At 59.3% G+C, this 11,698-nt stretch carries 9 protein-coding genes and 6 tRNA genes; 1 reads left to right on the top strand and 14 read right to left on the bottom strand.

The features are described from left to right. Nucleotides 1-173: 173 nt before the first annotated feature. The 7 genes from ACJ8PE_RS08230 to miaB all read right to left on the bottom strand — a co-directional run bounded on the left by ACJ8PE_RS08230 (nt 174) and on the right by miaB (nt 7,605). Nucleotides 174-1,070, bottom strand: a complete 897-nt coding sequence (locus ACJ8PE_RS08230; RefSeq protein ID WP_033642166.1) for an amino acid ABC transporter substrate-binding protein — start codon at nt 1,068-1,070, stop codon at nt 174-176. A 395-nt stretch (nt 1,071-1,465) separates the two neighbouring features. Then, nucleotides 1,466-2,995, bottom strand: a complete 1,530-nt coding sequence (gene lnt, locus ACJ8PE_RS08225; protein ID WP_033651155.1) for an apolipoprotein N-acyltransferase — start codon at nt 2,993-2,995, stop codon at nt 1,466-1,468. Between the two features lie 7 nt (nt 2,996-3,002). Further along, nucleotides 3,003-3,881, bottom strand: a complete 879-nt coding sequence (gene corC, locus ACJ8PE_RS08220; RefSeq protein ID WP_004939973.1) for a CNNM family magnesium/cobalt transport protein CorC — start codon at nt 3,879-3,881, stop codon at nt 3,003-3,005. A gap of 84 nt (nt 3,882-3,965) precedes the next feature. Next, entirely contained in the window at nt 3,966-4,439 is a 474-nt protein-coding gene (gene ybeY / locus ACJ8PE_RS08215; protein WP_004939970.1) for an rRNA maturation RNase YbeY, read from the bottom strand. Next, nucleotides 4,436-5,467, bottom strand: a complete 1,032-nt coding sequence (locus tag ACJ8PE_RS08210) for a PhoH family protein (RefSeq protein ID WP_170853105.1) — start codon at nt 5,465-5,467, stop codon at nt 4,436-4,438. Before ACJ8PE_RS08210 ends, ybeY begins: the two co-directional genes overlap by 4 nt. A 258-nt stretch (nt 5,468-5,725) precedes the next feature. After that, entirely contained in the window at nt 5,726-6,061 is a 336-nt protein-coding gene (locus ACJ8PE_RS08205; protein ID WP_004939967.1) for a zinc ribbon domain-containing protein YjdM, read from the bottom strand. A gap of 119 nt (nt 6,062-6,180) precedes the next feature. Next, on the bottom strand, nt 6,181-7,605 hold the full coding sequence (gene miaB, locus ACJ8PE_RS08200; protein WP_033642169.1) for a tRNA (N6-isopentenyl adenosine(37)-C2)-methylthiotransferase MiaB: 1,425 nt from the start codon (nt 7,603-7,605) through the stop codon (nt 6,181-6,183). A 197-nt stretch (nt 7,606-7,802) separates the two neighbouring features. Here miaB and ubiF point away from each other — a divergent pair, with 197 nt between their 5' ends. After that, entirely contained in the window at nt 7,803-8,984 is a 1,182-nt protein-coding gene (gene ubiF, locus ACJ8PE_RS08195; protein ID WP_197793729.1) for a 3-demethoxyubiquinol 3-hydroxylase, read from the top strand. An 87-nt stretch (nt 8,985-9,071) separates the two neighbouring features. Here ubiF and ACJ8PE_RS08190 read toward each other — a convergent pair. From ACJ8PE_RS08190 to asnB, 7 genes are all read right to left on the bottom strand, one after another. Continuing rightward, nucleotides 9,072-9,146 (bottom strand) — tRNA-Gln (locus ACJ8PE_RS08190). 4 nt (nt 9,147-9,150) lie between these two features. Beyond that, nucleotides 9,151-9,227 (bottom strand) — tRNA-Met (locus ACJ8PE_RS08185). A 41-nt stretch (nt 9,228-9,268) separates the two neighbouring features. Further along, nucleotides 9,269-9,343, bottom strand: a tRNA-Gln gene (locus tag ACJ8PE_RS08180). A gap of 44 nt (nt 9,344-9,387) precedes the next feature. After that, nucleotides 9,388-9,462 (bottom strand) — tRNA-Gln (locus tag ACJ8PE_RS08175). Between the two features lie 30 nt (nt 9,463-9,492). Next, nucleotides 9,493-9,577: transfer RNA gene (locus ACJ8PE_RS08170), tRNA-Leu, on the bottom strand. Nucleotides 9,578-9,593: 16 nt separating this feature from the next. Further along, nucleotides 9,594-9,670, bottom strand: a tRNA-Met gene (locus tag ACJ8PE_RS08165). Nucleotides 9,671-9,888: 218 nt separating this feature from the next. Then, on the bottom strand, nt 9,889-11,553 hold the full coding sequence (asnB, locus tag ACJ8PE_RS08160; RefSeq protein WP_033642171.1) for an asparagine synthase B: 1,665 nt from the start codon (nt 11,551-11,553) through the stop codon (nt 9,889-9,891). Nucleotides 11,554-11,698 lie beyond the last annotated feature (145 nt).

The raw sequence follows: 11,698 nt of genomic DNA, 5'->3' as shown, positions 1-11,698 counted from the left end.
CTTGATAGGCGCCGATCGCCGCGCGGCCAGTCGGGCTGGCTTGTTGTGTGCGGAGATCGGTGACGCGCCTTGGGGAAAATGAGGGAGGGGAACGGCCCCCCTCATTCCTGTCTGTCCCAGTCATCAACTGGGCCGGTTTGGCTTGGCGGCCGCCCCGGCTTTATTCTATTGAGTCAGTTCAACGCTTTGTCGTTAGGCGCTTTGAACAGTTGCTTCATGTCGTCCGACAGCTCGAAGTTCATGTTGAGGTTTTTCGGTGGGATAGGCTGCTTGAACCATTTATCAAACCACTTGGCCGCTTCACCGGAGGTTTGCGCCTGGGCGATAGTGTCATCGACCAGTTTCTTGAACTCAGGATCGTCTTTACGCAGCATGCAACCGTAGGCTTCTTTCGACTGCGGCGTGCCGATGATTTCCCATTGATCCGGCTTCTTGGCTTTGGCGCGCTCGCCCGCCAGCAGGGCGTCATCCATCATGAAGGCCACCGCGCGGCCGCTTTCCAGGGTGCGGAAGGAGTCGCCGTGGTCTTTGGCGCTGATGATGCGCATGTTCATTTTGTCGCTGTCGTTCAGTTTGTTCAGCAACACTTCGGACGTGGTGCCGGAGGTGACCACCACCGGTTTGCCGGCCAGGTCTTTAAAGTCTTTGATGTCGGAGCCTTTCTTCACCAGCAGGCGGGTGCCGACCACAAAGATGGTGTCGGAGAAGGCGGCCTGTTTCTGGCGCTCTACGTTATTGGTGGTAGAGCCGCATTCGAAGTCATAGGTGCCGTTTTGCAGCAGCGGGATGCGGTTCTGCGAGGTAATCGGCAGCATTTTCACCTGCAGATTCGGTGCATTCAGCTTTTTCTTAACGGCTTCAACGATTTGGTTGGAGTAGTCCTGAGAGTAGCCCACAACTTTTTGCTGGTTGTCGTAGTAGGAAAAGGGCACAGACGATTCGCGGTGGCCGACAACGATAACGCCGTTGTCTTTGATTTTCTTCAGCGTACCGGTCAGGTCTTCCGCGTGCGCCACGCTACCTGCCATACCGAGCAGCAGTAACGATAACGCCAATTTACGCATTTGCATGGTCCAACTCCTTTGCTGTTGTGGTGGCTCTGACTAAAGAGCGTCAGGTTTAAATCGACTATTTATTGCTCAGGTTATAAAGATAGTCTTAGAACGGATAGCCGTTAAAAAATAACCGATTGTGAATATCTTGAAACTAAAATGTTTCATTTTTTGAGACGCCGCGCGCACCAAATCAATGCAATCAAACCCCGACGCACCTGCATGGTGCGTTCGGTGCCTCCAAAATGTGCACGGGTGCGACAAAACGTCAGCAAAAGTTAACCGACGTGCGATGTCACCTTAGATAAAGCAAGGAGTGTGCCAGTCGCGTTGATTTAACGACGTTTTCTGACCGAGGTGGGGGAACGTTTACGGAAACGCGGGGCGCGGCGGGCGCGCCCCGGCGAAGAGGACTATTTGCGGCGCAGGCCCAACATCAGCGCCCAACCGCCCAGCAACAGTGTGATCACCCACAGCGGCGCGGCGCCGAAACGCGCGTAAGGCGTGACGCCGGTGGTCGGTGTGACCTTCACTTCAAGCACCTGACGAGTGAACTGCGGGATCTCGGCGATCACGTCGCCGTTCGCGTCCACTGCAGCGGTGACGCCGTTGTTGGTGCTGCGCAGCAGCGGCCGGCCCAGTTCCAGCGCCCGCATGCGCGCCATCTGGAAGTGCTGCCATGGGCCGATGGAGTGGCCGAACCAGGCGTCGTTGGAGATGGTCAGCAGGAAGTTGGTGTCCGGGCGGAAGTTATCGCGCACCTGCTGGCCCAACACGATTTCGTAGCAAATGGCCGCCGTCAGGTTGTAGCCGCGTACGCTGAGCTGCGGTTGTACGTAGTCGCCGCGGCTGAAGGAGGACATCGGCAGGTCGAAGAACGGCGCCAGCGGCCGCAGCAGCGTCTCCAGCGGCACGAACTCGCCGAACGGCACCAGGTGGTGCTTGTTGTAGCGATCGTTGGCCGGGTACCTGTACGGCGTCGGTTCACCGAGCACGATGGCGCTGTTGTAGATTTGCTGGCCCTGCGGCGTGGCGCGCACGTCGACGATGCCGGTGATGAGGCTGCTGTTCTTCGCCCGCATCAGGTCGTCCATCATCGTCAGGAAGCCGTTCTGATTGGCTTCATAATCCGGGATGGCGGATTCCGGCCAGATAACGATCGGTGCCTTACCCATGTAGGGACGGGTTTCGTCCAGATAGGTTTGCAGCGTGCTGACCAGCGCTTTCGGATCCCATTTCATCGATTGAGCGATGTTGCCTTGCACCATGGCGACATTCACCGCTTTATCCGTCTGCGGAGTAAACCACTGCAGCTGGCGCAGCGGCCATGGCAACAGCAGCAGCGCGGCGGCGATCACCGCCGCCGAGAGGCGGCGCTGATTGACGGCGTACACCAGCAGGCCGGCGATGGCCATCAGCACAAAGGTGATGGCGTCGACGCCCAGCAGCGGCGCGATGCCTTTCAGCGGGCCGTTGATCTGGCTATAGCCGAACTGCAGCCATGGGAAGCCGGTCAGCACCCAGCCGCGCAGGAATTCCGTGACCTGCCACAGCGCCGGCGCGGCGATGGCCAGCCGCCACCAGCGGGTAGTCGGCCACAGGCGGGTCAGCAGCCCGGCGAACAGCCCGGTATACAGCGACAGGTAAGCGGCGAGCAGCGCCACCAGGAATACGTTGACGGCGAAGGGCATGCCGCCGAAATCGGCGATGCTGACATACACCCAGTTGATCCCGCTGCCGAACAACCCGAAGCCCCAGACAAAGCCGAGCAGGGCGGACTGTTTGGTGGTGCGATTGAGGGTAACGGCCAGCAGGCCGAACAGGGAGACGATGGCCGCGGGCCAGAAATCGTAGGGCGAGAACGCCAGCGTCCCGCCGGCACCTGACAACAGCGCCAGCAGGGCGCGAACCCACTGGCGTTCAAGTAATGAGGCTTTAGCCATGTTGGATTTAATCTTCCAGTTTCGGTGGTGGAGAGTCGTCCGGAATTTTTACATGAACCTGGATGATACGTCGACTGTCTGCCATGGCAACTTTAAATAGGTAACCTTCGATTTCAATGGTTTCCCCGCGCGCAGGCAGATGGCCGAAGGCTTGCATCACCAAACCGCCGATGGTATCGACCTCGTCGTCGCTGAAATGGGTGCCGAAGGCTTCGTTGAAGTCTTCGATCGGTGCCAGCGCGCGTACGGTGTACATGTGGCGGCTGAGCTGGCGGATATCCAGATCGTCTTCGTCGTCGTATTCGTCTTCGATCTCGCCGACGATCAGTTCCAGAATGTCTTCGATGGTGACCAGGCCGGACACGCCGCCGAATTCGTCAATGACAATCGCCATGTGGTAGCGCTGGGAGCGGAACTCTTTCAACATCCGGTCGACGCGCTTGCTTTCCGGCACCACCACCGCGGTGCGCAGCACTTTGTCGATGCTGAACGGCTCGGAGTCTGCGCGCATGAACGGCAGCAGATCCTTGGCCATCAGGATGCCTTCGATGTGATCTTTGTCTTCGCTGATCACCGGGAAGCGCGAGTGGGCGGAGTCGATAATCACGTCCAGGCACTCTTCCAGCGTCTGGTTGCGCTTGAGCGTCACCATCTGGGAGCGGGGGATCATGATGTCGCGCACGCGCTGTTCGGCGATATCCATCACGCCTTCCAGCATGTCGCGTGTATCGGGATCGATCAGGTCGTTTTGTTCGGAATCACGGATCAGCTCGACCAGATCGCCACGGTTTTTGGGCTCGCCGTGGAACAGCTGGTTAAGGATAAGAGTAAAGAACCCCTTCTTGGGACTGGGGCTGTCATTGCTTTGTGAATGGTCGTCGCTCATGGCGTTTTCGTTACTGTCACTCATGTCAGAGTTAAGGGGCGTCAGCGACAGCCCCGTTAGGGGCTGTAAGGTAAACGGCTGACGTCAGACGGGGTCTTTTTCCGCCAGGTACGGATCAGGGTAGCCCAGTCCGTGCATGATTTCGGTTTCCAAAGACTCCATTTCTTCGGCTTCATCGTCTTCGATGTGGTCATACCCTAGCAGATGAAGGCTGCCGTGGACAACCATATGCGCCCAGTGGGCCTCCAGCGCCTTGCCTTGCTCAATCGCTTCCTGTTCAACCACCTGGCGGCAGATGATCAGATCGCCGAGCAGCGGCAGCTCGATGCCCGGCGGGGCCTCGAACGGGAAAGAGAGCACGTTGGTCGGCTTGTCTTTGCCGCGATAGGTCAGGTTCAGCTCGTGGCTTTCCGCTTCGTCCACCAGACGTACGGTGACCTCGGCCTCTTCCTGAAATTGCGGCAGCACGCCTTCCAGCCAGCGCTGGAACGTGGCTTCATCCGGCAGGCCATCGCTGCTTTCACAGGCAATCTGCAGATCCAAAATCACCTGACTCATGGTGTCTCCTGCTCGGAGGCGGCGAGCGCCTCGCGCTTACGTTGTTCGGCAATTGCGTCTTTGCGTTTCTGTTCGGCCGCTTCCCAGGCCTCATAAGCGATGACCACGCGGGCCACCACCGGGTGGCGCACCACGTCTTCGCTGTGGAAGAAGTTGAAGCTCAGTTCTTCTACGTCCGACAGCACTTCCACCGCGTGGCGCAGGCCGGATTTCTGGTTGCGCGGCAGGTCGATCTGGGTGACGTCGCCGGTGATGACCGCCTTAGAGTTGAAGCCGATGCGCGTCAGGAACATCTTCATCTGCTCGATGGTGGTGTTCTGGCTCTCATCCAGAATGATAAAGGCATCGTTCAGCGTACGGCCGCGCATATAGGCCAGCGGCGCGACTTCGATCACGTTGCGCTCAATGAGCTTCTCCACGCGCTCGAAGCCCAGCATTTCGAACAGGGCGTCGTACAGCGGGCGCAGATAAGGATCAACCTTCTGGCTCAGATCGCCCGGCAGGAAGCCCAGCTTTTCGCCGGCTTCGACCGCGGGACGGGTCAGCAGAATGCGGCGAATTTCCTGGCGTTCCAGCGCATCCACCGCGGCGGCGACCGCCAGGTAGGTTTTGCCGGTACCGGCCGGGCCGATGCCGAAGGTGATGTCGTGATCGAGAATGTTGGCGATGTACTGCGCCTGGTTAGGCGTGCGCGGTTTCACCATGCCGCGCTTGGTTTTTATGGTGACCGCCTTGCCGTAATCCGGCACGCTGTCCGCCACCTGTTCCAGCACCCGGCTCTCTTTGATAGCCAGATGGATTTGCTCCGGATCGATATCCGGGATCACGCCGCGAATCGGCGCGGTATCCACGTACAGATGGCGCAGGATATCGGCGGCGGCGACCACGCACAGGTTTTTGCCGACCAGCTTGAAGCGGTTGTCGCGACGATTGATTTCGATGCCCAATCGGCGCTCGAGTTGCTTGATGTTGTCATCAAACGGACCGCACAGGCTGAGCAAACGCTTGTTGTCTGCGGGCTCCAACATAATTTCTTGTGTTGCGACGTTCAAACTATTCCTCTAGGTCACATCGGGCCTGGTTGATGTCACATAGCGCGTCCGGGACGCGCGCGTTCAGGGCGAGCCTGAATACTCTCTTTCTTGAATTATTCATGGTGCGCCGCAACGGCGCAAGTTTACCGCTGATCTATCTGTGCGCCGTCGGCGGAATTCAAGGGAAGATAAGGAAAAAACGCGGCGGGGCGCAAAGCCCGCCGCGTCATCACAGGACAAGGCCGCCGAGAATCAGTTCTTTTTCACGAACTCGGATTTCAGTTTCATCGGGCCGAAGCCGTCGATTTTGCAGTCGATGTTGTGATCGCCTTCCACCAGACGAATGTTTTTCACCTTGGTGCCGATCTTCAGCATCGAGGAGCTGCCTTTAACCTTCAGGTCCTTGATCACGGTGACCGCGTCGCCGTCCGCCAGCAGGTTGCCGTTGGCGTCTTTGACGATCAGCGCGTCCTGATCTTCCGCCGGGGCGCTGTCGCTCCACTCGTGGGCGCACTCAGGGCAGATGAACAGGGCATTGTCCTGGTAGGTGTATTCGGAGTTGCACTTCGGGCAGTGTGGGAGTTGCATGTTATGTCGCCTCTTCAACAATAAAAAATAAAAAAAGAACATCACCGGGCGCGGACGCCCGGCGGAGAAACGGTAAGGAGTAGCGCGAACGGGCGGCGATAAGGCGGGCCGCCGCGGCGTCAGGGCTGGTAAATGCCGACGCCCAGCGCGTTTTCTTTGCGGGTACGGGCGATCACCGACTGCGGGGATTCATGTACGCGCAGATCCATCTGCTGTTCGGTGCGCACCACTGCGCCACGCAGGGTGTTGGTCAGCACCTCGGTAATTTCCACGTCGACAAACTGGCCGATCATGTCGGGCGTGCCTTCGAAGTTTACCACACGGTTGCACTCCGTGCGCCCGGCCAGCTCCATCACGCTTCTGCGCGAGGTGCCTTCCACCAGAATGCGCTGGACGGTGCCGAGCATGCGGCGGCTGAACTGCAGCGCCTGCTGGTTGATGCGATCCTGCAGAATATACAGCCGCTGTTTTTTCTCTTCTTCGCTGACGTCGTCAACCATGTCCGCCGCTGGCGTACCGGGGCGCGACGAATAGATGAAGCTGAAGCTGACGTCAAAGTTGACGTCGGCGATCAGGTTCATGGTCTGTTCGAAGTCGGCCTGGCTCTCGCCCGGGAAACCGACGATGAAGTCGGAGCTGAGCTGGATGTTCGGGCGCGCCTTGCGCAGCTTGCGGATAATCGCCTTATACTCCAGCGCGGTATGGGCGCGTTTCATCATGGTCAGGATGCGATCCGAACCGCTCTGCACCGGCAGGTGCAGGAAGCTGACCAGCTCCGGCGTGTCTTCGTACACCGCGATGATGTCGTCGGTGAACTCGATAGGGTGGCTGGTGGTGAAGCGAATGCGATCGATGCCGTCGATGGCGGCCACCAGGCGCAGCAGTTCGGCGAACGAGCAGATATCGCCGTCATGCGTGGCGCCGCGGTACGCGTTGACGTTTTGGCCGAGCAGGTTGACTTCGCGCACGCCCTGCGCCGCCAGTTGGGCGATTTCGAACAGCACGTCGTCGCTCGGGCGGCTCACTTCCTCGCCGCGGGTGTATGGCACCACGCAGAAAGTGCAGTATTTGTTGCAGCCTTCCATGATCGACACGAACGCGGTCGGGCCTTCGGCGCGCGGCTCCGGCAGGCGGTCGAACTTTTCGATCTCAGGGAAACTGATATCGACCACCGGGCTGCGGGTACCCTGAACGTGGTTGATCATTTCCGGCAGGCGGTGCAGGGTCTGCGGGCCGAATACCACGTCGACGCAAGGCGCGCGGCTGCGGATCAGTTCGCCTTCTTGCGAGGCCACGCAACCGCCGACGCCGATGATGACAGACGGGTTCTTCTCTTTCAGCAAGCGCCAGCGCCCCAGCATGGCGAAAACTTTTTCCTGCGCTTTTTCACGGATCGAGCAGGTATTCAGCAACAGCACGTCCGCTTCCTCGGCGTTGTCGGTCCACTCGAAGCCGTGCGTGCTGTTCAACAGGTCGGCCATTTTCGATGAATCGTACTCATTCATCTGGCAGCCCCAGGTTTTGATATGTAGTTTTTTCGTCATTGACTTGCCATTACTCAGTGCGGAGCGAAAGTTGCGTTACGCGACATGCAGGGCGCGTATTGTAATCATTTGCCGCCGTTGTGACCAGCGCGGGGGAAAATGGCATGCCACCTGAAGCCGGAGCGAAAATCCGGTACACTGCGCAAAACGCCATGTCGGGTGGGATGGCGAGCATTCACATAGAAAACATAGCCAATATGAAGACATCTCAAAATCGGTACGACGCGGTGGTGGTGGGCGGCGGCATGGTCGGCGCGGCGGCGGCTCTGGGCCTGGCGCAGGCGGGCTGGTCGGTGGCGTTGCTGGAACATCAGGCGCCGCAGGCGTTCGAGGCGCAAAGCCCGCCGGACCTGCGCATTTCCGCTATCGGCTGCACCTCGGTGGGGCTGCTGAAACAGCTCGGCGCCTGGCCCGCCGTGACGGCGATGCGCACGGCGCCGTATCGCCGGCTGGAGACCTGGGAATGGGCGTCGTCGCGCGTGGCGTTCGATGCGCTATCTCTGGGGCTGCCGGAGTTGGGCTTTATGGTGGAAAACCGCATTTTGCAGCTGGCGCTGTGGCAGCAGTTCGCACAGTGCGCCAATTTGACGCTGCTGTGCCCCGCCAGGCTGCAATCGCTGCAGCGGGCGGACAAGGCCTGGCAACTGACGCTGGACAGCGATGAAACGCTGCAGGCGCGCCTGGTTGTCGGCGCCGACGGCGCCAACTCTCAGGTGCGCAAGCTGGCGGCGATCGGCACCAACGGCTGGCAGTATCGTCAGGCGTGCATGTTGATCACCGTCGATACCGGCGCGCCGCAGCAGGATGTGACCTGGCAGCGTTTCTTCCCGTCCGGGCCGCGCGCCTTCCTGCCGCTGTACGACAGCTGGGCGTCGCTGGTGTGGTATGACAGCCCGCAGCGCATTCGCCAGCTGCAGGCGATGCCGCCGGCGCAGCTGGAGCGTGAGATCGCCGCCGCTTTCCCGGCGCGACTGGGCCCGGTCAAGGTGCACGCCGCCGGTTCGTTCCCGCTGACGCGGCGTCATGCGCAGCGCTACGTGCTGCCGGGGCTGGCGCTGCTGGGCGATGCGGCGCATACCATCAATCCGCTGGCCGGGCAGGGCGTCAATCTGGGGTATCGCGACGTGGATGCCTTGCTGAACGTATTGAGCGATGCGCGGGAGCAGGGAGAGGACTGGAGCAGCGAGGCGGTACTGCTGCGTTATCAGCGCCGCCGCCGTACCGACAATCTGCTGATGCAGAGCGGGATGGATCTGTTCTATACGGCTTTCAGCAATAACCTGGCGCCGCTGAACGTCGCGCGCAATCTGGCGCTGATGGCCGCGCAGCGGGCGGGCAAGCTGAAAGAGCATGCGTTGAAGTACGCGTTGGGATTGTAACCGTCAGGGCTCAGCTGCGGCTGGGCCCGTTAGGATTGGCTGAACGCCAGACAGCAAAAAGCCCGCCGAAGCGGGCTTTTCTAAATATGGCTGGGGTGCCAGGATTCGAACCTGGGTATGCTGGTATCAGAAACCAGAGCCTTACCGCTTGGCGACACCCCAATTATGGTGGCTACGACGGGATTTGAACCTGTGACCCCATCATTATGAGTGATGTGCTCTAACCAGCTGAGCTACGTAGCCGATGTTACTTTTTACTTCTTTGATTTGCAAGCAGTTTGTTATGGCTGGGGTACCTGGATTCGAACCAGGGAATGCCGGTATCAAAAACCGGTGCCTTACCGCTTGGCGATACCCCACCTGCAAACAAATCTTATGTTGAAACCTCATGCCCGAAAGAATATGGCTGGGGTACCTGGATTCGAACCAGGGAATGCCGGTATCAAAAACCGGTGCCTTACCGCTTGGCGATACCCCATCAACATACTGCGCCGACGATGAAGAGAAATGGTGCGGGAGGCGAGACTTGAACTCGCACACCTTGCGGCGCCAGAACCTAAATCTGGTGCGTCTACCAATTTCGCCACTCCCGCAAATACAAAAAAGAGATGGTGGCTACGACGGGATTCGAACCTGTGACCCCATCATTATGAGTGATGTGCTCTAACCAGCTGAGCTACGTAGCCCTCTTTTTTTGCTTTGCCTTCATCGGCGTTGCGGGGCGCATTATGCGTATATGACCGATTTGCGTCAACAAGTTTTTTCCCGAAAAAGCGCCCGGAAGCGCTGTTTGTCTGGGTTGTGAACATTATGGCGATAAAATCGGCAATTCAGGCAGTTGGCGGGCGGAAAAGGCAACAAAAAGGCGGGCCAAAAGGCCCGCCCCGGGGAAAATGCCGCGCGATTATTTATAGGCGGCCTGGTGCACGCCGACGGCGCGGCCGGAAGGATCGTCCATCTTCTTGAACGATTCATCCCACTCGATGGCCTTGGCGGACGAGCAGGCGACGGATGGGCCGCCCGGCACGCATTCGGCGGCGCTCGGCAGCGGGAACAGCTCCTCGAAGATTTCGCGGTACAGGTAGCCTTCTTTCGACGTCGGCGTGTTGTACGGGAAGCGGAAACGCGCGGTTTCGAGCTGTTGATCGCTAATTTGCTGCGCAGCCACCTCTTTTAGCGTGTCGATCCAGCTGTAGCCGACGCCGTCGGAGAACTGCTCTTTCTGGCGCCAGGCCACGCTGGCGGGCAAATAGGACTCGAAACATTCGCGAACGATGTGTTTTTCCATTTTGCCGTTGCCGCACATTTTATCTTTCGGGTTGATACGCATTGCCACGTCGAGGAATTTCTTGTCCAGGAACGGCACGCGGGCTTCGACGCCCCAGGCGGACATCGCCTTGTTGGCGCGCGCGCAGTCGAACATGTGCAGCGCCAGCAGTTTGCGTACGGTCTCTTCGTGGAATTCGCGGGCGTCCGGCGCCTTATGGAAGTACAGGTAGCCGCCGAACACTTCGTCCGCGCCTTCGCCGGAAAGCACCATCTTGATGCCCATCGCCTTGATCTTGCGCGACATCAGGTACATCGGCGTCGACGCGCGGATGGTGGTGACGTCATAGGTTTCGATGTGGTAAATCACGTCGCGGATGGCGTCCAGCCCTTCCTGCACGGTGAAGTGGATCTCATGGTGCACGGTGCCCAGATGGTTGGCCACCTCCTGCGCGGCGCGCAGATCCGGCGAGCCTTCCAGCCCGACGGCGAAGGAGTGCAGCTGCGGCCACCAGGCTTCGCTGCGTTCCTGATCTTCCACGCGGCGCGCGGCGTACTTCTTGGTGATCGCCGAAATGACCGAGGAATCCAGCCCGCCCGACAGCAGCACGCCGTAAGGCACGTCGGACATCAGGTGGCTTTTCACCGACTCTTCCAGCGCGGTGCGCAGGGCGGCGGCGTCGGTCACGTTGTCCTTGACGCTGTCGTAATCGAACCAGTCGCGGCGATAGTATTCGCGGATCTGGCCGTCCTGGCTCCACAGGTAGCTGCCGGCCGGGAATTCCTTGATGGTGCGGCACACCGGCACCAGCGCTTTCATTTCCGAGGCAACGTACAGGTTGCCGTGTTCGTCATGGCCCATATACAGCGGGATGATGCCCAGGTGATCGCGGCCGATCAGGTAGGCGTCTTTTTCGGTGTCATACAGGGCAAAGGCGAACATGCCTTGCAGATCGTCGAGGAACTCCGGTCCTTTCTCCTGATACAGTGCCAGGATCACTTCACAGTCGGAGCCGGTCTGGAAGGCATAGCGGTCGCTCAGCTGTTGGCGCAGCGCCTGATGGTTGTAAATTTCGCCGTTGACCGCCAGAACGTGGGTGTGCGCAGCGTTGTACAGCGGTTGAGCGCCGTTGTTGACGTCGACGATCGACAGGCGTTCGTGAGCCAGAATGGCTTTGTCGCTGGCGTAAACGCCGGACCAATCCGGGCCGCGGTGGCGCATCAGACGTGACAGCTCCAGCGCTTTCTTACGCAGTTCAACGGGATCGGACTTCAGATCGAGCACACCGAAAATAGAACACATACAACTCTCCTAACGGGCTTTTATGACTGTGATGTTGTTTTTACTGTTATGGGCAGCATTGCCGATTTATCAGCGATAACGCGGTTTTGCTGCGCTGTGGTTATGAAAATGCGCCAAAAGCTGCAGAGGATGCAAGCGTTTTAGC

Source organism: Serratia sp. CY74737 (genome assembly GCF_052166775.1).
In the GTDB taxonomy this organism is placed as follows: Bacteria; Pseudomonadota; Gammaproteobacteria; order Enterobacterales; family Enterobacteriaceae; genus Serratia; species Serratia ureilytica.
This window is presented reverse-complemented; position numbering and strand designations above follow the sequence as displayed.